We start from the raw sequence: 21,796 nt of genomic DNA, 5'->3' as shown, positions 1-21,796 counted from the left end.
ATGGCCAGGGCCCAGCCGACCCCGCTGTTTCAAGAGCAGGGCAAGCAGCTCAACTGCCCCTCCTGCGGCGCGCCCCTGCCCAAGACCTACTCCGGCAGCCGTCTGGTGGCCTGTGACAACTGCCGCTCGGTGCTCCTGCTGGGCAAGAAGGGGGTTGACCCCCTGGGCAAGCAGGCCGAGCTGGCCGACTACCCCTCCCTGTTCGAGCTGGGCCGCCAATACCGCTACGGCGATCTGCTGCTGGTGCCCGCCGGCATGTTGCGCTTCAGCTACGGCCGGGGCAGCTGGGACGAATGGTGGTGCCAGACCGACCGCCCCGATGGGGTCTGGATCAGCGTTGACGAGGGCGATTTTGTCATGGAACAGGCGCAGCGCAACCTGGCCCTGCCGGCCCTGGAAGAGATTCGTCGGCGGGGTATCTTGGAGCTGTTCAACGCCCGCTGGGTCGCCACCGAGTTCGGCCGTGCCGAGTATCAGGGCATGGCCGGTGCCCTGCCCGAAGTGGTCAAGCCGGGGCGTACCTTCGACTATGTGCACCTCTCCGCCCCTGGCCGTCAGCTGATTACCCTGGAGTATGACGACCCGGCCGCCGCCCCTGGGGTATTCCTGGGCGAGTGGATGGACCCCTTCCGTATCGAGGCACTCTGAGCATGGCCGAGAGCGAGGTACGCCGCATCAACTGCACCGCCTGCGGCGCGCCGCTGGAGTTATACGGCGGCCACAAGGTGGAGACCCTCACCTGCAGCTACTGCGGCACCCTGCTCGATGCCCATGCCGATTTCAACATCCTCAAGCGCCACGCCGAGGATCAGGGCAGGCGCAGCTACCTGCCGCTGCAAATCGGCATCAAGGGCCAGCTCAAGGGGGTGGAATTCCGCGTCATCGGCCTGATCAGCTACCGCGCCGAGGAGGACGTCTGGACCGAGTTCTGCCTGTTCTCGCCCACCCACGGCTACGCCTTTCTGGCCTGGAGCAACGGCCACTTCGTGTTTCACCGGCGCGAGCGGGACATCCCCGTGCCCTCGCGCAGCTGGGGCGATCTCAAGCTCAAGCAGAAGGTCCGTCTGGGCAGGCACTCGTTTCGTTTTTATGAGGCCTATACCGCCGAAGTGCTGGACGTAGCGGGGGAACTGCCCTGGCGCGCCGAGGTGGGTGACCGACTACGGGTAGCCGAGGCCATTGCCCCGCCCTACAGTCTGTCGCAAGAGATGGAGGGGGAAGAGACGGAGTATTACCTGGGCGAATACCTTGACCACCAAGAGGTGGCCGAGGCCTTTGGCATAGAACCGCGCAAGCCCAGCGGGGTGCATCCCGCCCAGCCCTTCAGGCCCAGCGAGCTGGGTCTGGCCCTGAAGGCCAGCGGCCTCCTGTTTGCCCCCCTGGCCTTTTTGGTCTTGATCGGCCTGATGGCCGTTGGCGGTGGCAATCAAGTGCTCAAGCAGGCCCTGGCCTGGGAGCAGATCAGCCAGCCCGAAGGGGCGCAGACCCAGGACTTCCGGGTCAGCAATGCCGAGCGTCTGGTGGAGGCCAAGTTCATCACCAACGTCAGCAATGCCTGGATGTGGCTGGAGATCAGCCTGCTCAAGGACGGCGCGCCCCTGTTCAACACCGGCAAGGAGATCAGCTATTACTATGGCCGTGAGGGCGGCGAGTCCTGGAGCGAGGGCTCGCAGAGCGCCAAGCTGTTGTTCAAGGTGCCCGAGCCCGGCCTGTACCGGCTGGAACTCAACGCCGAGGGCGGCGGCTCCGGTTACCGCAGCCGGGTTTACATCAAGGTCAGCGAGGGGGTATTGCTGCTACGCTGGTTCCTTATCCTGCTGCTACTGACCCTGCTGGCCAGTTTCGTGCCTCTGATCCGCCGCAGCACCCTGGAGACAAGACGCTGGGCACCGGTGGCCGAGGATGAAGACGATTGATGCGTTCAGCGGCCAGCAGACCGCCAAAGCCCGCCTGCTGGGCCTGGCCGACAGGCGCGGAGCGGGACCTAAGCACACCGGGATCTTGAGATTGAGTTGAGCCTATGAAGAGCCTTATCTTTCTACTGTTCGGCGGCCTCACCCTGGGGGCCGCCTGGATGACCTACAGCGATGCCGGGGTTGGCGCACCCAAGCTCGACCCCAGCGTGCGCCAAGGCTCCATGGGGGTCAGGCGCTTCCACGGTAAATGATGGGTTGAGTACGACAAATCGGCTCAGGTCAGGGCGAAGGGAGATATCAGAGCGGGGGAATGGACAGGCTGTGGCTCTCCTGTTGCGCCCGGTCGATGACATAGCTGATGGCGATCATGCCCAGGGTAACCACCGCCACGCCGGAGAGCAGGCCGGTGCCCAGGCCGATGGCAAAGGCACCCTTGGGCAGGGCCAGCAGGCTGGCCTTGCTGGCGGCGGCCTTGATGCCTGCCCCCTTGAGCAGCAATACACCGGTTTCGGCGGTTTCGATCTCCACAATGGCCCTCGTACATTGACCCGGCAAAACGAAGCCGAATTGTAACAGGAGTTACACACAGTGACCAGGAAGATTGCGAATTATCAAGCGTCTGCCCGTCCCTGGGGCGGCCGGGGCTCAGGCGGAGCCAGGCAGGGATTCGACCTCGTGGCTGAGGCCGTAGGTGATCTCGAAGGGCAGGCGCAACTCTTGCCTGTCTTGCTTGAACACCAGGCTGCCCCGACGGCGCTGCTGCTTCCAGATGATGCGGTAGCGGTTCCGCGCCCCTGGGGCGACGTTGAAGCGTATCTTTACCGAGCGGGTGATGCGTTCATTCATCTCCAGGCCCATGCCCTTTCTCAGGCTCTTGGCTATGCCCGCCTCCAGCAGGGGAAACAGGGCGTGATCCAGCCCCATCTCGATCTCATGGCTGCGGTGCAGGGATAATTCGTTACCGGCGCAGCAGCTGAATTCGTGCTCCGAACTCATGACATCACTGCCCTGGCCGTTGTCCAGAGGGATCTCTTCGCTGGTGACTATGACATCCTCATCGCTGTCCTTGTCCAGCTCTATGCCCTCGATCCGGGGCTTACCGCCCTTGGGGCGGCCCAGCAGGATAAGCAACAGCGGTGCCAGCAAAACGGTGATGCCACCCACAATCATGAAGGGTATCAGGGGCATATTCAGGGTCTCCTGTGTACTGATTTAGCGCACGTCTAGCAGGCCATCAGGTCGCTTTCTGCTCCGCGAAAAAGGCGCGGATCTGTTTCTCGATCATGCCCAGGGGCACCATGCTGGGCTTGCGCAGTATGCGGATACAGATCTGCCCGTCGCTCACCCGGTATTCGCCCTGCACCTCGCCCAGCGGGGTCTTGCCGGAGAAGGTGCCGGCCCGGCTGTCACCCTGGAACTGGCCACCCTGGTCCAACACGGCGCGCTCCACCCGCGCCAGGGTGTGCTCCAGCTTGCCCTTCACCGCCAGTTGAATCATCGCCTACCGCCCCGCTGGCTCAGGCACCCAGCATGGACTCGCCCAGTTGGCCCCAGTAATCCGGTGGCAGCTCACTGGCCAGCTTCAGGGCACCCTCCGCCCCGGCGTAGGCGATGTCTTCCACGCGGCTGACGCGCACCTCGCCGAAGGGTTTGAGCTTGGCGGCAATAAGCCGATCCAGCCCACGGATGCGGGAACCGCCCCCGGCCAGGATGATGTTCTGCAGGACAGTTTCCTGGTCAGACGGATCGAAACGGGCCACCAGGTATTCGATCGCCTCGATGATCTCCGGCACTATGGCCTGACAGGCATAGCCCAGCTCCTCGGTGACATCCACCACAACTGGCCGACCCTCCTCGCGCAGGGATACCTCGATGGGTCCCTCGGCGGGGCCGACAAAGCCGTGCTGTTCCTTGATCTGCTTGCACAGGGCCTTGGTCAGCTGCAGGCCGGGATAGCGCAGCTGCATGGCGCTCATCAGCAGTTGATCGATGTAATCACCGGCCTTGGTGTTGCTGCTCTGGTCCTCCGGCTGGGGCAGCCGCCCCTTGAGGCCGCACAGGTCCGTGGTACCCGCACCTATGTCGATGACGATGCTGTTTACCAGGCGCTCCTGCTGATAGGCCACCAAAAAGGGCTCGGACACCACCAGGGCCAGGTCCAGGCACTCCTGGGCCAGTTCCAGCAGCAGGGATTTATTGAACCGGCTGGCGTTGGCCGGTACCCCAATGATGGCGCAGATGCGATCCCCCTCCCGTGGCTGGCCCTCCTGCACGGCATAGGCTATGAGCTTGCGCGCCGCGTCCTGCTGCATGTCGCCGCTTTGCTTGAGGACGCCGTCCTTGAGTGGATAGTCCACCTCCAGAAAGCTCTTGCCCAGGGCCTCGCTGCCCACCACGTGGGCCGCGCCGAGCAGCTTGACGCCGATCAGATCCTTGGGATAGGCCACCGCCGAGTCGAACAGGGTGCGCAGCCCACGGCTGCTGACCACGGCGGTGCGCGAGGTGCCCAGATCGATGCCGAGAAGAAGGTCGTTTTCGCTCATGGGCGAGGTATCTCCGGTGGATGCGCCGATGGCGCGGGTTCAGGCCGGCATATTAGCATTTTTCTGGGCTGGCCTTGGGTTCGGGACAGATCCGACCCAGCGCCCCTCGGGCCAGGCTGAGGCTGTCATGCAGGGCATATCTGACCCCCAGCAGGCTGTAACGACCGGCGGCCAGGGCCCCGCCCAGGGTGAGACGGGTACCGGCCAGCACGCCGTCGAGGGAATAACGCCCGGTGGCGGTCACCCCGTGCAGGGCACCACAGAGGATCTGCGTGGTTCCGCTGAGCAGTTGCCGTGCGCCGCCGCCGATCTCGGCACCGACCTGGGCGTAACCCGCGCCGCTTCGGGTCTGGGTCTGGGTCTGGGTCTGGGTCTGGGTCTGGGTCTGGGTCTGGGTCTGGGTCTGGGCCTGAACCTGGGACTGAGTCTGAAGCTGGGGCTGCCGCTGCACCCCAGCGCCGCGCTCCGCTGCCTCGGCCTTGGGCCTTTTGCGCTGAAATACCGAGACTAGCCTGGGCCTGGGCGGGATAGCCGCCGCCGCTTCCCGCTGCGGGCCTTGCCCCTGGGCCTGCTGGGGCCGACCCTGCTGCGGCGCTGCCTTGGCGGCCGCCTCGGGGCGGGCCGGTCTGCCGAGGCGCAGGATCACCTGGGCCGCCTCGCTCAGTTGCTGCCGGGCCTGACCCGCCGCCGGAGCGGACCTGTCCCCGACCCAGGCCGGGTTGGCCGCCTGCCGCTGCCAAGGCAATTGCTGTGCGGCCCTGGCCGGCGACGTGGCGCGGGCCTTGGCGACCCGGGTGGTAGCGGTGGGCGCGGCATCGGCCTGCCTGCGCCAGACCTCAGGCTCCGGATAATCGGTCATACTCATGGCGAGTGCCTCTGTGCTGTGGTATCTCAAAAGGGTTGGCTGTCGGCCTTCAGCTGTCAGCGGTTGGCAGACTCCGGGTCCTTGCCCGTGAGATGTTGAACAAAATGTAACTACTTGCCCCCTCTCACCTTCAAAAAAAGTGATGCAAATCCCCCCCTTTCGCAAAAGGGGGGACCGGGGGGGAGTTCCTCTCCCCCCCTTCGGCAAAAGGGGGGACCGAGGGGGGACGTCTTCACCCCCCCCTTTGCAAAAGGGGGGGGGTCGGAGGGGGGGAGTTCTTCACCCCCCTTGGCAAAGGGGGAGGCCAAATCTCTAGGTCGTTGCGCCGATCTGGCTCCAGTATTCCGGGGGCAGTTCGCGGGCCAGTTTCAGGGCCCCGTCGCAGCCGGCATAGACCACGTCCTGGACATTGCTGACGTTGACATCGCCGTAGTCGCTCAGGCCGTTGGCCACCATCTGCGCCAGGCCCGTGATCTTGGAACCGCCACCGGCGAGGATGATGTTCTGCAGGGCCTCGGCCTGATCCATGGGGTCGAATCCGGCGATCAGCTTCTCGGTATATTCCAGGATCTCCGGCACTATGGCCTCGCAGGCATGGCGCAGCTCTTCGGTGATGTCCACCAGCACCGGCTTGCCCGCCTCGCGCAGGGTGACCTCGACGGGCTGTTCCGGCTTGCCGACGAAGGCATGGGCCTCCTTGATCTCCTTTACCAGGCGCTTGGTCAGCTTGGCACCGGGGTAGCGGCTGGAGATGGCCTTCAGCAGCAGGTCGTCGATAAAGTCACCGGCCTTGGTCAGGCTGTTCTGGTCGCCGCTGCGCGGGATGCCACCCTTGAGGCCGCAGATATCCACGGTGCCGGCCCCCACATCGATGACGATGCTGTTGATCAGCTTTTCCAGGCCGAAGGCGACCAGGAAGGGCTCCGAGGTGACCATGGCCACATCGACCATGTCACGCACCAGCTCCAGCACCCGTGACTGGTTCACGCCGCTGGCATCGGCCGGGACGCCGATGATGGCGCAGACGCGCTCGCCCTCATTGGGCTCGGCCTGGGCGATGGCGTATTCCAGCAGCTTGCGCGCCGTGTCCTGGTCGCCCGACTCCTTGAGGACGCCGTCTTCCAGGGGGTATTGCAGGTCCAGATAGCCCTTGTCCAGCACCTCATCGCCCACCGCGTAGGTGCTGCCCAGCAGCCGCACGCCGATGACGTCCTTGGGGAAGCCCACCACCGAATCAAAGGTGATGCGGGCACCCCGGCTAGATACCACCGAGGTACGCGAGGTACCCAGGTCAATACCGATCAACAAGTCGTGTTTTTCCATCGAATCCTCCAGCCAAAGTTGAGTTTTGATTGTACCTGTTAAACCTGTTTCCGCACGCCCTTAGCCGCTGCTGTCATCGGCCTTGCCACGGCGGAACACCGAGCCGAGCCTGCGCATCAGGGCCTTGCTGTCCTCGGCGCTGTATTTTACCCCCAGCACGGCATAGCGACCGGATTGGGCCACCGAACTGAGGCCATTGCCCAGGCTGCTTACCACCCCGGCGAACAGGGGTTCAACCGGCACCTCATGGCGCTGCGCCTGGGGACCTGGCTGGGGATTGGCCTGGGCCCGTGCGGTGGCCGCCTCGATCTGCCGGGCGACCAGGGAGGGCGTGCGGGTCGCGCCCACGCCATCCAGCACGCTGGCGAATTCGGGATGGTCGTCGGGATTGAATTCTTCCTCTTCGGCCAGCTCGGCCTCTGTCTTTTCTGCGCCACTCATGTCGGTCTCACTCTGGGTTTGCCCCGCTGCCGGGGTGTTTGTCTGTGTGTCTGTCGGCCTGCCGCTTGCCACGCCCTGCAGTTCCCGATCCAGGTCGTCCACCGCATGGCTCAGCTGCTCCAGCGATTGGCGCAGGCCCTGTTCATGACCGCCCTGGTCCTCAACGCCAGGGGTATCGGCCGATTGCTGGCCCGGCTGGGTGTCGGCCCTCAGCCCTTCCTCGCCCATGCCCAGCCACTGGATATCCCTGATCGAGCCATCCGGCATCTGCGCGCTCAAGACCCAGACCTCGCCGACCTCTTCCCGCGCCAAGGCCCAATCCGCCACGCCGTCGGCCGACTTGGGTTCGGGTTCGGGTTCGGGCTCTGGCTCAGGCTCTGACTCAGGCTCAGGTTCTGGCACTGGCACTGACTCGGGCTCGGGCACAGGCCCTGACTGCGGACTGGGTGCCGCTTCCGCCTCTGGCTCGGGTTCTGCTGGATAGGCGCTCTCATTGGCCGCGTCCTGTTCGTCTTCCGCATAGGCCGGGGTGGCGTATGCCGGTTGGGATTCAATCACCACCGAGCCCAGCCCGGCGTACAGTGCCGGTCCCGGCTCGTTCTGCTCCTTGTCCAGCGCCTCTTGCCCGATCGGCCTCTGTTCCTCCGGCCCCGCGCTGGGTTGATCGGCCCCGGCTGGTTGTGCCGACCCACCCGCCTCTGATGGCTGGTCCGTCCCTGGCGCTTGCGCCTCAGCCGGGCGATTGACCTCCTGGCTGCTGCGCGGGATCAGCCCCGGCCAGAGTTCCGCTGGCGTGGCCAGACGCTGGGGCCTGCCATCGGCCCGGGCCATGGCCACTACGGCGCGCTGGGGGGCCAGGGCCTGGCCCTGCGGGCGGTTCCAGACCGCGCCCATGCCCGCAAGCCGCAGGCGGGGGGCGCGGCCGCTGGCCTGGGCCGCCGCCAGCAGGGGATCTGAGCCGGATGCCTGTTGCGCCTCGCCCCCCGGTGCCGTCTCTACAACAGGTGCCGAAGCTGGCGTTGAAGTTGGCGCAGCCTGGGCCGGTTGTGCTGCGGTTTGGGCTGGCTCCGGCTGGGCTTGCGATTGCGATTGCGCTGCGGCCGATCCCCTTGGAGCGGCCTTGGCCACCCCCTCCTCAGGGGTTTTGCGGTTGTCCGTTACTGCCCTGCCGGTTGTGGTCTTCCTGGCTGGCGTCTTCTTGCTGGCGGTCTGTTTGCTGGCGGTTCTTTTGCTGGCTGCCTTTTTTCCGACCGTTTTCTTGCCGCTGACCGCTGCCTTGCCCGCCTTGGCCTCTGCCCCGGATTCCGTCTCGGTGGCCCGCTCTGTGCCTGCTGCGGCCCTTGTGTCTGCCTTGGGCCTGTTCGATGCGGCCCTGGTCCTGGCCGTGCGGGCCGGGGGCTGCTTGGCACTGGTGCTGGTGCCCTGCCCTTGCGCTGCTGGGGCCGGGTCCGGGGTCTGCGCATCATCCCCCGCCTCGCTGGCGGCAATCTGCCCCGTCTCGGCCTGGGTCGCGGCAGACCCCTTGGCAGCCCAGGGGTTGGCCGTCTGCGTGCCTGCTCGGTTGCTTGTTTGTGGCTTGTTGCCCTTTGCGGTCACCTGGTTTCTCCTGTGGCCCCTTTGTCACTCACCCACAAGGCCCGACCCGGCTATTGCCTGATGGTCAGATAGATCGCCCTGCCGTTGCGCTCCAACAGGAGCAATACCCCCTGATTCAACCGGGCGGCGTTGATCGCCCGTTCCAACTCCAGCATATCATTCACCGGGGTACCGTTGATGCGTCGAATGATATCGCCTTTTTGCATCCCAAACCGCTCGGCCAGAGAGCCGGGGCCTACATCGCCCGCAAGACTCCCCTTTTTGCCCTGCAATTCCGGCTTCTTGGCCATCAACTCCGGCGTGATGGGCTTGAGTTCCATGCCGATCCAACGCAGCTCCTCCAGCAGTGGCTGCGCGGTTTGCGCCGGTGCCCTGGGGTTGGCCTGCTCTAGTTGTCCGGACAACACCAGATTGAGATTGAGCCGCTCGGTACCGCGATAGACCCCCAGCCGGAGATTGTCGCCAACCCGGTACTCGGCCACCCGCGCCAACAGTTCATCCGGGGTCAGTACCCAGCGACCGTTGAGCTTGAACACAATATCACCCGCCTGCAGACCGGCCTGCTCCGCCGCCGTGCCGGGATAGACGGTGCTGATGAAGGCCCCGTCACTGACCTGGGCATTGATGCGGCTGACCAGCAGGTCGCTGAGCGGGTCCAGTACGGCCCCCTCCAGGTACAGTGAATGGTTTTGCGCCACCACGGGCTGGGTTCGAAGCGCCTGGCTGGAGGGTGTCTGTGGCGGCGGGCCGACCGGGTTGTTCGCCCCGTTCGGCTGGATCCGGTGACAGGTGGCGCAGGCCATGCGCTCACGGCCGTCGCTGTGGCTGGCCGGGGGCATGGCATTGGCGCGAATCGGCGGCCCCTGGGGCGCGGCGATATTCTGCATCGGGCCCCTGGCCCCGGTCGCCGAGCCGGTCAGGTTGATCGGCAGGGGGGCCAGCTGCTGCATGGCGTTGCCCTGGCCCTGGGCCATGTCGGTCAACCTGACCGCGTCCTGGATGAAGGCCTTGACCCGGTTGATGGGAATGGCAAAGCCAATCCCGGCGAAGGCCCCGGTGGGGGTATAGATGGCGGTATTGATGCCGATCACCTCCCCGGCCCGGTTGAGCAGGGCACCGCCGGAGTTGCCCTGGTTGATCGCCGCGTCGGTCTGGATCAGCTGATCATGCACCACGCCGCCGATAGTGATGGCGCGGCGCATACCTGAGACTATGCCCCGACTGACGCTCAGCTCCAGGCCGAAGGGATTGCCCAGGGTGATGACCGAGTCGGCCACCTGGATCTTGCTGCTGTCGCCGAGGGGAGCGGGACGGGTCGGCCCTTCCGGGTTGATCTTCAGCAGGGCCAGGTTCTGCGTCGGATCGACCTTGATGATCTCGGCGCGATGCTGCCTGAGCCCCTGATCGGTGAACAGGCCGACCATCAGGCCAGTGCTCTGCCGCACCAGGTGGTGATTGGTGACTATGTGGCCGCGCTGGCTGAGGATTACACCCGAGCCCATGCGCTCACTGCTGCTGCCGTTGCTGGGCGCGGCAAAGCGGGGGCCGGTCTGGCCCAGGGCAGCGACCTGGCCTGCGGCCAGCCGGGTACTGCTGGCAGTGACACTGACAATACTGCCCTTGAGCGCGTTCACCGCATCCTGGAATTGGGGCCTGGGCGGCGGCCGGTCCACCGGCAGCATCATCGACGGATTGCCCTGAAAGGCAACCGCTTGGGCCGCACCACCGGCAGGGGGGGCTTGCATGGCGGGCGGCGCGGTGAAGGCAAGCGCCTGGCCCGCAGGCTGATTCACCGCAGCCAGGGTCTGCTGCTTCTGGTTCTTCGGCAGATAATGGTATTCATAGCCGTAGGTGGCCAGCAGTATGAACAGGGCCATGCCTGCCATTACATACAGATACTTGCGGGTATTCTTGCCGCAATGATCCGCCGTGCCAAAGGTGCCTAGGTTGAGTTGCATAGGTCAGGGTCAAGGGTTCTGTCGGGAATAGTCTGCACCACAGCGGCCCCAGGCAGGCCGACCGCCGATACGGGCCAGGGCGGGCCGCGTCAGGTCAGGAACCGGGTTCATTGCTCAATTCGTCGATCAATTCCTGGTCCGAGCGGGGCCTGTCGCTGCGTGGCGCAGGCCGACTGACACCGGCCATCAGGGCCGCCGCGCCCAGCAGGATCAACAGCACGGGGAGCAGACCGCGCAACAGCTCCTGGACCGAAAACCACCACAGCGAAAGGCCCCAAAGCCCCAAAGCCAACGCCAGCAGACCGGTAATTATTTGCAGCATATTCATATCCTAAGAAAGGCAGGCCGGGGACTGAGGACAGAGGACAGATTGCTGAGGCGCTTCGCGCCAGGTTTATTGATCTGTCGCGTAGCGACACAAAGATCTATCTTCCGTCCTCTGTCCTCAGTCCCCTGCCTCCGGCTCGTCCTCCACCCGCATCAACCACAGCGCGTAGAGCATGATAAGAAGATTCCCTATGCCGGTAAAGACAAAGGGGGCATAGGGGCCGATCCAGTCGAACAGAAAACCGCCGATCTGGACGAAAAAGATCATGCCTATGCCGCCGATGGTATTGAAGGCCCCCAGGATGAAACCGCGCATGGGCGGCGGCGACAGGTCGATGGTCAACACCTGCGGGGCGATCAGGGTGCCGGCCTGGCCCACCGCCATGAACAGGGCCGGGACATAGATGCCCCAGTCGTAGGGGTTGACCACAAAGGCCATAGAGATAAAGCCGATACCGGACAGAAACAGCCCGGCGGCGAGCGCGGCCATGCGCCCGAAGCGCTGAATGAACCAGCCCCAGACAGGGATGGAGATGAGGATCACCAGGCCAATCAGGCCGATCAGGGCGCCGCCCCGGGCAGCGGCCTCCTCATGCCCCATGCCGATGACATCGGCGAAATAGACGAACCAGAGCATCAGAAACAGGCCAATCAGCACCAGGTCGTTGCGCGAGGAAAAGGCCGACAGGAAGGCCAGACGCAGGCGCCGGTCGGCCTTGATCAGGGCCAGGCCCTCGCGCCAGGGCATCTTGCGCTCCTTCACCGGCGGGGTCAGGTCGATCAGATACCTGTGCGCCAGCCAGGCCCCGATAAAGGCCACCGCCGGCATGATCAGCATGGTCGGGATCAGGCCCACATAGCGCGGCATCTGCATCAGCACCGCGTACACCAGGGTCGCGCCGAAGGCCATCATGAAGGCCATCTTGGACATCAGCGGGGCGCGGTCCTTGAAGTCGGAAAAGTCGCCGGTCACCGCCGCCAGCTGCGGGGTGACCGCCGTGGTGCCCAGGGACATGACAATGCGCATCAGATAAAACACGGCCAGGCCGCCGATGCCAAGAAACAACCCCACCTCCAGACTGTAGGGCACAATCAGGGCGGCAATGCCGGCCACCACAAAGCCCCAGACCACCACCCGCACCCGGCCATAGACATCGGACAGATGGCCCATGTAGCCGATGATGAGCAGATCCAGCACCTCGGTGAGCACCTGCACGTTGGCGTTGATGGCACCGGCATCCTCCAGCGAAACCCCCAGCACCACGCGCAGATAGACCGGCTGCAGGGCCAGGATCATGGTCATGAAGATCATGCACAGGGCCGAGATCAGGTAGAGGGTGTTGCGGTAGTGGTTTTCGACGGTCACAGCCAGTGAACTTCGCTATTGCTTACAGAAAAACAGGGGCAAGACGAATCTTGCCCCCGACGCGCAGTGCCATCGGCCCTATGACAGGCCAGTGGTATCAACTCAAAAACGGGGCCTGAATGGCTCGGCCCGGATACCCGGAGTTGAATTCAAAGCCTGCTGGCCAGCCCGTAGATGAAGGGCAGTTTCCAGGCCTTGTGCAAGGCTACCGAGACTATGCCAATGAGAGAGTATGCCATGACCGCCATGGCCAGGAAACTGAAAATCAGCTTACCCAGACCGGGCACATAGAGCATGAAGATGGCCAGAACGCCAAAGGTCCAGATCACCAGGCCCTGGCGGGCATGGAAATGCACGTATTCGTCATCTCGGTTGGTCACCAGGGGCACGAACACCAAAACCCCCAGATAGCTCATCAGAGCCAATACCCGAGAACGCATGTTGTTCTCGCCATGTACTACAACTTCCACACTCATAAATCCCCCTAATGCTAAAAAGACCTAAAATTTCAAATGATTGATCAACCCCCTGCCCCAGCCAGCAGGGCTGGGGCAGGGATTGGGATCAGCAAAAACTGGGCTCAGGATACCGCGACTGACTCGGCCTGATCCAGAATCTTTTCCCGTTGTTCGTGGAATTGTTCCTCTTGGCCGCTCTGTTCGGCCTCGGCACGGCGACTGCGCACATAGCCATACACGGCTGCGGCCGCCAGTCCGCCCACCAATACCGTACCCCAGGCCCCTATACCCAGCCCCAGCCCCATGCCACCGCCGCTCCAGAAGGTACCGGCGCTGACCCCCTTGACCGCCGTGCCGCCGGTGGCCGCCATGGCGCTGCCACTGCTGCTGCCGGTGGCCACGACCGTCATCATCTTTGGCGTCATGCCGCCGCCTGCGGCCACCAGGGTGCCATTGGCAACACCGGCCTTGGCCGCCGTACCGGCCTGAGAGGCCGCGCCTGCCTTGGCCGCTGCGCCTGCGGCACCGGCCTTGGCCGCGACACCCGTCTTGGCTGCGGTGCCGGCCTGGGTGGCGGCACCCATCTTGGCCGCTGCCGCCGCCTTGGGCGCGGCGACCGTGGCACCATTCTTCACCACTGCGCCCTTGGCCAGGCTGGCGCCCTTCATGATACTGGCATCGTTGCCGATCACCGCGCCCTTGCCGATGCTGGCCATCTTGCCGATGCTGGCATCCTGACCCACGGCCACGCTCTTGGACAGGGTTGCGCCCTTGCCGATGGTGGCCTCGGCCCCGATCACGCTGTTGTTGCCTATGTTGGCACCGGCGGCGATGCTGGCCCCGTCACCTACGATCACCCCCTTGCCGATAATCGCCGTGGGGTCGATGGTGGCGGCGGGGCTGATCATGGCCCCCTTGCCGATGCTGCCCATCTTAGTGGCCGCAGCCGCCTTGGCCTGAGCAGCCTGGGCCATGGCATTGCCCTGGGCCCCAGCGGCACCGGCACCCTTGGCCGCCACGCCGGTCTTGGCCGCGCCTGCGCCCTTGGCAGCAGCAGCGGTCTTGCCCGCGCCCGCGCCCTTGGCTGCGGTCAGGTTGCGCGCCGCCTCCATCTCTACCTCAGGCAGGCGCGCCATACCCGCGCCAGCGGCACCTTTGGCCGCGCCTGCGCCCTTGGCGGCAGCAGCGGTCTTGCCCGCGCCCGCGCCCTTGGCCGCAGCCAGGTTGCGTGCCCCTTCCATCTCCATCTCGGGAAGGCCTGCCATGGCCGCGCCAGCGGCACCCTTGGCTGCGCCTGCGGCCTTGGCCGCACCCGCACCCTTGGCGGCGGCCAGGTTGCGCGCACCTTCCATCTCCACCGCTCGATTCCCCAACATGGCCCCTGCGGCACCATTATTCATTGCTTGACCTGTTACCATTTTGGCTTCCCCATTTGATGACTTAACTAAAGTTTTTACTATGCAGTAAATACAAACGCATCACTGCCAAAATCGACCGCTTCACAAATAAGAACAGTTCTTAAATACAAGGCCGATCAATCAGTTAGGGCTATGGTATGCGATTTCGCAAAAAAAAAAAAAAAAAAAATAGAAATCAGCCAAATTGGAGCCGCACCGGAGCCGCCCCGAGCTGAGCAAGATCGCAGAACAAAAGAAAAATCAGCTAGATCGGACCAATTCAGGCTGGATGGGGCGCGGTGTCGTTCCAATGGCGAACTTAAGACATTCACTGGCTGCCTAGGAGTCTGTCGGGTTTAGGTGCCCGTAGCGAGCAAGGCGCAAGTTTCACAGTAATGGGCCCCAACAGGCCAGCCTGGGCGCTGCTCGCTGCCTGATCTTCGGCTATTGCCAGATGAAGTTGCTTTTCTCCACCGGCACCTGGACGATGATGTCGTGGCACTTGATGCAGCGTCCGGCCGGGGGATGGGGGCGCTCTGAGCTGGGGGTGATATTGGGGCCAAGCTTGCCTACGTCCCGGCTCAGCTCCTCCAGAATGGCACCCACCGGGGTCTTGGCCTGGCTGCCCGCCGCCGGGCCGCCCTCCAGCAGGTGGCAGTTGGTGCAGGGGCCAACATAGGGGTGCGGCAGTTTCTGGCCCATGTTGATGCTGGGTATGTGGCTGATGCGCATGGGCCGGGTCTGGGGCGGTGCCAGGATCTCCTTGAGCGGGTCGAACAGGCTGGGCTCGGTGGGCTTGGGCAGGCGGCCGTCGTAGGCGTTGTTCAGGGCGCGCACGGAGACGTCCTGAAACTCACGCACCCAGAACAGGGCGAAACCCAGCACCACCAGGCCCAGGGCCAGCCAGCCGGCGTTTCTGCGCAGGGTTTTGGGGTTCCAGTTCATCGGCCAATGGGCATGGGGTCAGCGGATCTGGTCGGTCCACAGGGCCAGGCCCTGATCGGTACGCAGGCGACAGCGCACGCCGTTGACGATGACGTTCTTGGCATAGAGCCTGCCGCCCTGGGTAACGCCGTCGAAATGAAAGCCCACGCCCTCCACGTGCAGACCACGGCGGATGACGCAGCCCTGGAAGGACAGATACCACTCCGGCGCGAGGGAAACATCCTGGATCAGACCGGCCCCATCGTTCACCAGGATGTGGACCTGGCCCCAACCCTTGGGGTCACGGTTGACGAACTGATCCACCACGCCGTTGTAGGGATAGGTGGTGATGGGCTGGACCGGCTGCAGGGCCGCCGCGTTGTTGGCCCGGGCCGGGTTGCTGTTCCAGGCCGCCGTCATGCCGGTGGCCGGGTTGGCCAGGGTGACGCCCTTGGTGACGGCCTTGGGCCGCTCTTCAGGACTAAGGGCCAGCACCGCCAGCACCAGGATGAAAAGCAGCGTGACCAGCATGATCCAGGTCTCGGGACCCATTTTGCGCATCTGACTCATGAGCTGTTACCTAGGCAGGATCGGGGATTACCCGGGGTTTCTTCTTGCCGACCACCTCTACCGGGGTGAGCAGCACCAGCACGTCCTTGACGTGACCGACCTCGTATTCGATCTTCTCCGTGACCCAGTCGCTGATCTGGTCTGACTCGGCCACGCTGAGGTTACGGTTGACCTTGATGTTGATCTCCACATGCAGGTCTTCACCCACGTTGCGTCCGCGCAGATAGGCGATGCCCTCGACGCCGTCGATCTCGTTGACCAGGTCATAGACCTCCTTGAGGTCTTCGATCTCGATGGAAGAATCCATCAGGCCACTGATGGCATCGGTGTTCAGTTCCACGCCGATGCGCACCACCATGAAGCCGACGGCGATGGCGGCCAAGTTGTCGGCGATGGGGAAGCCCATCACCGCCACCAGTATGCCCACCAGCACGGCCAGGGAGGACAGGGCATCGGAGCGGTTGTCCCAGGCGTTGGCCATGATCGCCGGGCTGTTGTTCTCGGTGGCCACGCAGCTTTGGTAACGGTACATCAGCTCGTTGGTCAGGGCGGACAGGGCCGCGCCGAGCACCGCAGCCACGTTGGGGGCGCTGATTTCACCGGCGAGAATCGCCATGAAGGATTCATAGATCAGATAGATGGCCCCCAGGATCAGGATCAGACCCACGATGGACGAGGAGATGAACTGGATGTTGCCATAGCCGTAGGGGTGGCGCTCATCGGCCGGTTTGGCGGAGATCTTCAGGCTGGCCATGGTCACGCTGCTGGCCACCACGTCGGCACCCGAGTGCATGGCGTCGGCAATCAGGGCCGCGCTGCCGGTCATGACGCCAAGCAGCCCCTTGTAGGTCATCTGCGCAATGTTGACGAAGAAGGCCCACCAGACCACCTCGTTGCGACACTCTTTGCAATGTTCAAACTTCATTTTTCAGATACTCTAGGATGCATTGTCCGCTCACGCGGTAGTTGCCATTTACCAATCGCGCCTTGAGCGCCCCCTGGGTAATCAAACGCAACACGTCCCTGCGTTCCATCTCCAATAACCGCGCCACCTCCTTGCTGTTATAGATGCGGTTGGGGTTGATCTCGCACCGCTCACGCCGCCCCTGATCGGTCAGGTTCTTGAGCGCATAGGTCAGGTGCAGGGCCGTGAGCAGGCGGGCAATGGAGGTCCAGAACATCGCCTACTCGCTTCCCTGTGCCGGGTCCTCGCTGACGCCACTGGCCTCATCGGTCTCCAGGGTGCGCAGGCCCGGTTGCTCCAGCGCCCGCTCATGGATCGGCTCCAGCCTGGAGTTCTCATCCTTGCGCAGGCGTTTGTAGGGGTCATCCTGCGGCGGGGCCAGGGTTTCGCCCTGGGGCACGCCATGACCGCCAGCCCCCTCACCCAGGCGCACCATGGGCAACAGCTGCTCGAAGATGTCGGCATGGATCTGCGGCCGTATATGCGCCCCACGCTCGGCATAGAAGTAGTCGAAACGCTTGAAGCCGGTGGCCTTGGCCAGGATATACCAGGGAAATTGCGAGATCTCCCGGTTGAACTGACGGATGGATTCCTGATACTCCATGCGCCGCTCGGCGATGCGGTCCTCGATGATCATCAGCGAGTCCATCATCTGCTTATAGGTCTCCGAGGACTTGATGTCCGGATACTGCTCCACCACGCCGAGCAGGCGGCCGATGGAGGTCTCCAGGTTGCCCGAGGTCATCCCCTGCAGGGCCTTGGAGATGTCCGAGAAGCTGGGATTCTGGCGACTCTCCAGATTGGCCACCACGGCCTGCTGTACCTCTGGCGGCAGCTCCAGCTTTTTGATGATGTCCTTGCGCACGTCGGCCACGTGGGAGAACACCTCGTGCTCCAGGGCGGCGTGATTGAGGGTCAGCTTGAGCAGGTTTTCAAACAGGTTGGAGCGGCGCTGGTAGGCCCCCTCCAGGTGACCGCGTTTGGCCAGCACCACCTCCTGGATGGTGATGAAGTAGTTGAACTTGAACAGCAGGGTGGCCGAGAACAACAGCAGGGTGAGCAGGCTGAGTACCAGCAGGGTCTTGGCCGCAGCCATGCGCGGCACCCGGAAGCCGGGACTGACCTCGTCGTGATACAGCTCGCGCAACCGCTCGCGGCTGTTGCGCATACGCTCCTTTTTGTCGAATTCACTGGCCATGGCTACTGCTCGGAATACCTATCACTCGGCCTGCGCCGCTTCCAGATCGGCCACCCGCTTGAACTGCTCCGCCGCCTCGTCGGCCATACCCTCGGCCTCATAGATGCGGCCCAACAGGTTGGCGCTCTTGCGGTCGCGCTGATTGAGTTCACAGGCTCGATTCAGTGCCTCCATGGCCAGCTTGTTGTTGCCCGTCTTGTGCGCGGCCTCGCCCAGCCGATAGTGCAGCTGGGCATCCTCGGGATCGGCATCGGCCATGCGCTTGAGCAGGGGCAGGGCCTTGGCATAGTCCTCGTCCTGGCTGTAGGCCAGGGTCAGTATGGTGGCGATGCGGGTATTGTCCGGGAAGGCCGCGCTGGCCTTTTCCAGCAGCTTCAGGCCCTCCTCGCGCTGGCCGGTCTTCATCAGGCTGACGCCCAGATAGAGCGCCACCTCGGCGTCCTCCGGGTCAATCTCATACAGCTGCTCTAACAGCGTCATCGCCTGGCGATAGCGGCGTGACTTGGCGTGGGCTATGCCCTTGTCGCGGAAGTAGTTGTACTTAAGCGCATCGTCGATGACAAAGACCTGCTGAAAGCCCTGCACTATCCTGCTGCTGAGCTGGCTGGCAATATTCACCCCGGCCCTGGCATAGAGGCCGAGCAGATCGAAGAGGTCCATTTTGATGTTCATAGCGTTTCTCTGAAAATAATTTGGCGTTGAGACTCGGAATTCATCTGGGGGTCAAGCGGGGAGCAGCAGCACCGCCTCATTGACCAAACAGCATACGCACGCCGATCAACAGCATCAGCGCCACATAGACCCACCTCAGCTTATGGGTGGGCAGGTGAGGCAGCATCTTGGCCCCCAACATGCCGCCGATGTAGGAGCTGGGGATCATCACCAGGGCGATGCCCAGCACCTTCTGCCACTCGAAGGCACCTATGCTGCTGCCATGTACCAAGGCCACCACGGCCGCCGCCAGGGAGGCCCAGAACACCATCACCGAGCTGTTGGCTATGGCGTTCTGCAGGGAGATATTGGCCAGGTGCCGCTGCAAGGGCACCTCGATGACGCCGCCGCTGATCCCCAACAGGCCGCTGACCAGGCCCATGGGCACGCCCAGCACGCCGTTGCTGAGAAGATCCGAGCGGCCCTTGGCGGCAGGTGCCTTGGCCTGATCATCCGCCCCGGAGTCCTGAATACCCTCCAGGATCTCGCCCAGGGCCTCACGATCACTGACCCGCTCGCCGGGGTCCAGGTCGCCCTTCTGCTCGAACACGATCTGCATGTCTTCCTCGTCGTGGAAGATCTCATGCAGGGTCTTGGCCGCCATCAGCAGGGCAAAAAAGCCCAGCAGGTAGGCGATGACCTGGTCGTCCAGCTTGGAGCCTACCATATAGCCGAGGATGACGCCGGCCACGGCCCAGGGGATCAGCGGCAGCACCCGATCCCACATGATCAACCCGGCGGCGCGGTTCTTGATGCTGGCCGCGCCGTAGGTGAAGACATTGGTGATGAAAGACACCGGCCGGATCAGGGCCATGCCGTAACCGAAGAAGATGAGCATGCCGCTGACCAGGAAGATGCCGCCGCCCATGGTCACCAGCCCGCCGACTATGCCCGAGGCCAGGCCGAGCAGGGCCAGGCCAACGGCCGATTCTACCGTCTGACCGGAGATGGTGAAGCTGTTCGCGTGTTCCAGGTCCGCCGCTGCCGGGTCCGCGCCGGGGCTGGGATTGGCGCTGGGGTTGGGGCTGTTGCCGGTGGCCGCCACGCTGATGCCGAGCGAGGGCCAGGCGGCCATCTGGGTCACCTGGGCCGAGGTGGCCGAGGCCAGGGCCAGTTCATCGCCAAAGGCCTGGTCTATCTGGAAGGAGGGGATGGCATAGCCCAGGGTCTGACCGTTGGCGTTCAGCGCCAGGTTGACCCCGGCCAGTTGCGCCTGGCCGGTGACCAGGGCACCGCCGGTCTGCTCCCAGGAATAGACCGCATCGGTCTGGAACAGGCGTGACAGGTTGCGGTCGGCCGTTTGCAGCATCAGGCCGCGCTGTAGCAGGCTGCCCTGTTTGCCGATCACCGAGCTGCGCAGGCCGTAGCCAAAGGCGTAGAGGGGTTCGCCCGGCTGCATCTGGCGGGTATCCGCCAGCTTGAGGAACAGGAAGCGCTCCTGGGTACGCAGTTTGAGCAGGGCCAGGTTGCGCTCCGGGTCCAGCTTGATCAGCCGCGCCGGATAGCGCTTGGGGCCATTGGCGGTAGCCACATCGATGATCAGCCTGGGATGATTGGCCACGGCATGGGCGGCGGTCACCACATAACCGGACGGGTGGACGATCACCCCGGAGCCGAGCATGTTGGGCACGCCGCCCTGGGCGCGCCGGATCTGGCCCATGCCGTGCACATGCACCAGGGCCGGCATGATCTTCTGTTGCAGGGCGGCCAGCTCGCCGGCCACCGGGGTCAGGCCGGCGGTGCCGTGGGTGACATGGGCCGGGTGGTGGCTGATGCTGTAGTCGTCCAGCCGATACTGCTCCAGGGAGATACCGAGCAGATACAGCGCCCACAGAAAGGTCAGCAATACCGCCGTGCCCAGCAGCCCGGCGGCCAGGCGCCAGCGTTTGTCACAGAAGACAAAGTTGTTTGGTGCCAGTTGAAATTCTTCTTTGTGCATTCGTTTGCCTATGGGCTCTCGGCTGGATTTCGCCAGGGATGCAAGGGGTCTTTATTGTGCGTTCTCGGGCAGCGCATCCTGTCCCGGTTCCGGGTTCGTCCCCTGGCCGTGATCGATGTGCTGGATCTCATGGGAGGTGAACTTGACCTGCACACTGCCGATATGGGGTATGCGCGCGCTCAGGCGCTCGATCACCGCCTCGCTGATCTCGGTGGCCTGCTCCACGCTCAGGCCGGGATCCACCTGAATGATCAGGTCCACCCAGATCTCCTGGCCTACCAGACGGGTACGCAATTCATCCACGTCATGCACGCCATCCACCTTGCGTACCACCGCATCGATCTTCTCCCGAACCGGCTCGGGGGCGCTGCGGTCCATCAGGCCCTTGTAGGCCTCCTTGAACACATCACCGCCGAGATACATCAAATGGACGATCTCGAACAGGGCCACCATGGTATCGATCCAGGGCATGCCCAGGTAATGGGCACCGATGATACCTATGGCCACCGCCACCGAGGAGGTGGCATCGGCATAGTGGTGGTGCGACAGGGTGCGCACCATGGGGCTGTTGACCTCGATGGAGACGCAGCGGGTGTAGTAGTACATGACCACGTTGACCGACACCGAGATCAGCGCCGTCCACAGGGCGATCATGTGCGGTGCGCGGTGCTCGTCGCCGTTCATCAGGATCTGAACGGCATGCACGAAGAGGAAAGCGGTGACCACCAGGAACACCACGCTGATCACCATGGACAGGATGAACTCGATCTTGCCGTGGCCGTAGGGGTGCTCTCGATCCAGGGGCTGGTTCGACACCTTGAGGCCGATGATCACCAGGATCGAGCTGACCACGTCCTTGGCCGAGTACATGGCGTCCGCCACCAGGGCCTGGGAGCCGGAGATGATACCGACAAAGCCCTTGAGGATCAGCAGCACCAGATTGGTAAACAAGCCAATCCAGCCGACCATGCTGGCACATCTGACACACTTCGAATATCTCATGAGAGAACGCCCACCCCTAGGTTGGTGTTGACTGCCGCAACCACTAGCGCCGACCCGGCGGCAGCTTGGTTGGCAGGTTGTCGCGTTTCTTGCGTTTGCGACTGTTGCTGAAGATAAAAGAGAGGATCGCCATGGCGTATCCGCTCACAAAGGAAACCGCGATAATCAGGATCAGGGGCACATGCTGGGGCCGACCGGCCACCACATGGATCTCCGCATCCTCCATGTTCTGCGAGGCGAAGATCAGCAGGGTGACTATGATCAGCAGTGATATGACGGCCCTAAACACCGGTATGCA

At 63.8% G+C, this 21,796-nt stretch carries 24 protein-coding genes; 3 read left to right on the top strand and 21 right to left on the bottom strand.

Annotated features, from left to right (window positions below; all coding sequences use genetic code 11):
• The 3 genes from D5125_09170 to D5125_17010 all read left to right on the top strand — a co-directional run bounded on the left by D5125_09170 (position 1) and on the right by D5125_17010 (position 2,167).
• On the top strand, positions 1-648 hold the full coding sequence (locus D5125_09170) for a DUF4178 domain-containing protein (GenBank protein ID QFY89642.1): 648 nt from the start codon (positions 1-3) through the stop codon (positions 646-648).
• A 2-nt stretch (positions 649-650) separates the two neighbouring features.
• Positions 651-1,916, top strand: coding sequence for a DUF4178 domain-containing protein (locus D5125_09165; protein ID QFY89641.1), 1,266 nt, complete (start codon positions 651-653; stop codon positions 1,914-1,916).
• Positions 1,917-2,020: 104 nt separating this feature from the next.
• A complete protein-coding gene (locus tag D5125_17010; GenBank protein ID QPB72231.1) occupies positions 2,021-2,167 on the top strand; it encodes a hypothetical protein in 147 nt (48 codons plus the stop codon).
• 46 nt (positions 2,168-2,213) lie between these two features.
• On the opposite strand, the gene D5125_09160 is transcribed toward D5125_17010, so the two are convergent.
• The 21 genes from D5125_09160 to D5125_09040 form a co-directional block, all read right to left on the bottom strand.
• Positions 2,214-2,444 (bottom strand): hypothetical protein, encoded by a 231-nt coding sequence (locus D5125_09160; protein ID QFY89640.1) that lies wholly within the window; start codon positions 2,442-2,444, stop codon positions 2,214-2,216.
• A gap of 117 nt (positions 2,445-2,561) precedes the next feature.
• On the bottom strand, positions 2,562-3,104 hold the full coding sequence (locus D5125_09155; GenBank protein QFY89639.1) for a hypothetical protein: 543 nt from the start codon (positions 3,102-3,104) through the stop codon (positions 2,562-2,564).
• A 46-nt stretch (positions 3,105-3,150) separates the two neighbouring features.
• Positions 3,151-3,414: a hypothetical protein gene (locus D5125_09150; protein ID QFY89638.1), complete on the bottom strand. Its 264-nt coding sequence runs from the start codon at positions 3,412-3,414 to the stop codon at positions 3,151-3,153.
• Between the two features lie 19 nt (positions 3,415-3,433).
• The gene (locus tag D5125_09145) at positions 3,434-4,459 is read right to left on the bottom strand and encodes a rod shape-determining protein (protein QFY89637.1); all 1,026 of its coding nucleotides are present in this window, start codon (positions 4,457-4,459) and stop codon (positions 3,434-3,436) included.
• 52 nt (positions 4,460-4,511) lie between these two features.
• Positions 4,512-5,324: a hypothetical protein gene (locus D5125_17005; GenBank protein QPB72230.1), complete on the bottom strand. Its 813-nt coding sequence runs from the start codon at positions 5,322-5,324 to the stop codon at positions 4,512-4,514.
• Positions 5,325-5,636: 312 nt separating this feature from the next.
• Positions 5,637-6,647 carry a rod shape-determining protein gene (locus D5125_09130; protein QFY89634.1) on the bottom strand — a complete coding sequence of 337 codons (1,011 nt, stop codon included), beginning with the start codon at positions 6,645-6,647 and terminating at the stop codon, positions 5,637-5,639.
• A 60-nt stretch (positions 6,648-6,707) separates the two neighbouring features.
• Positions 6,708-8,684, bottom strand: a complete 1,977-nt coding sequence (locus D5125_17000) for a hypothetical protein (protein QPB72229.1) — start codon at positions 8,682-8,684, stop codon at positions 6,708-6,710.
• A gap of 50 nt (positions 8,685-8,734) precedes the next feature.
• Positions 8,735-10,642, bottom strand: coding sequence for a trypsin-like peptidase domain-containing protein (locus D5125_09105; protein QFY89630.1), 1,908 nt, complete (start codon positions 10,640-10,642; stop codon positions 8,735-8,737).
• A 94-nt stretch (positions 10,643-10,736) separates the two neighbouring features.
• A complete protein-coding gene (locus D5125_09100; protein QFY89629.1) occupies positions 10,737-10,964 on the bottom strand; it encodes a hypothetical protein in 228 nt (75 codons plus the stop codon).
• A 123-nt stretch (positions 10,965-11,087) separates the two neighbouring features.
• A complete protein-coding gene (locus D5125_09095) occupies positions 11,088-12,281 on the bottom strand; it encodes an MFS transporter (protein QFY91111.1) in 1,194 nt (397 codons plus the stop codon).
• 203 nt (positions 12,282-12,484) lie between these two features.
• Positions 12,485-12,811, bottom strand: a complete 327-nt coding sequence (locus tag D5125_09090) for a hypothetical protein (GenBank protein QFY89628.2) — start codon at positions 12,809-12,811, stop codon at positions 12,485-12,487.
• Between the two features lie 104 nt (positions 12,812-12,915).
• A complete protein-coding gene (locus D5125_09085) occupies positions 12,916-14,193 on the bottom strand; it encodes a hypothetical protein (protein ID QFY89627.2) in 1,278 nt (425 codons plus the stop codon).
• A gap of 441 nt (positions 14,194-14,634) precedes the next feature.
• On the bottom strand, positions 14,635-15,135 hold the full coding sequence (locus tag D5125_09080; GenBank protein QFY89626.1) for a magnetochrome domain-containing protein: 501 nt from the start codon (positions 15,133-15,135) through the stop codon (positions 14,635-14,637).
• A gap of 18 nt (positions 15,136-15,153) precedes the next feature.
• Positions 15,154-15,684: a hypothetical protein gene (locus D5125_09075; GenBank protein ID QFY89625.1), complete on the bottom strand. Its 531-nt coding sequence runs from the start codon at positions 15,682-15,684 to the stop codon at positions 15,154-15,156.
• A gap of 10 nt (positions 15,685-15,694) precedes the next feature.
• Positions 15,695-16,609, bottom strand: coding sequence for a magnetosome biogenesis CDF transporter MamB (gene mamB, locus D5125_09070; GenBank protein ID QFY89624.1), 915 nt, complete (start codon positions 16,607-16,609; stop codon positions 15,695-15,697).
• Positions 16,599-16,865: a helix-turn-helix domain-containing protein gene (locus D5125_09065; GenBank protein QFY89623.1), complete on the bottom strand. Its 267-nt coding sequence runs from the start codon at positions 16,863-16,865 to the stop codon at positions 16,599-16,601. The genes mamB and D5125_09065 overlap by 11 nt, the downstream gene beginning before the upstream one ends.
• A 3-nt stretch (positions 16,866-16,868) precedes the next feature.
• Complete coding sequence (locus D5125_09060) at positions 16,869-17,846, bottom strand: LemA family protein (GenBank protein ID QFY89622.1); 978 nt, start codon at positions 17,844-17,846, stop codon at positions 16,869-16,871.
• A 21-nt stretch (positions 17,847-17,867) separates the two neighbouring features.
• Positions 17,868-18,518: a tetratricopeptide repeat protein gene (locus tag D5125_09055; GenBank protein ID QFY89621.1), complete on the bottom strand. Its 651-nt coding sequence runs from the start codon at positions 18,516-18,518 to the stop codon at positions 17,868-17,870.
• A gap of 76 nt (positions 18,519-18,594) precedes the next feature.
• Positions 18,595-20,496 carry a TSUP family transporter gene (locus D5125_09050; GenBank protein ID QFY89620.1) on the bottom strand — a complete coding sequence of 634 codons (1,902 nt, stop codon included), beginning with the start codon at positions 20,494-20,496 and terminating at the stop codon, positions 18,595-18,597.
• A 51-nt stretch (positions 20,497-20,547) separates the two neighbouring features.
• Positions 20,548-21,465 (bottom strand): magnetosome biogenesis CDF transporter MamM, encoded by a 918-nt coding sequence (gene mamM / locus D5125_09045; protein ID QFY89619.2) that lies wholly within the window; start codon positions 21,463-21,465, stop codon positions 20,548-20,550.
• Between the two features lie 76 nt (positions 21,466-21,541).
• Complete coding sequence (locus D5125_09040) at positions 21,542-21,787, bottom strand: LapA family protein (GenBank protein QFY89618.1); 246 nt, start codon at positions 21,785-21,787, stop codon at positions 21,542-21,544.
• Positions 21,788-21,796: the final 9 nt, after the last annotated feature.

The organism is gamma proteobacterium SS-5, assembly GCA_009497875.2.
Classification (GTDB): Bacteria; Pseudomonadota; Gammaproteobacteria; order Chromatiales; family Chromatiaceae; genus Magnetovirga; species Magnetovirga frankeli.
The sequence above is the reverse complement of the archived record's forward strand: the minus strand, read 5'-3'. Positions and strand labels throughout refer to the sequence as shown.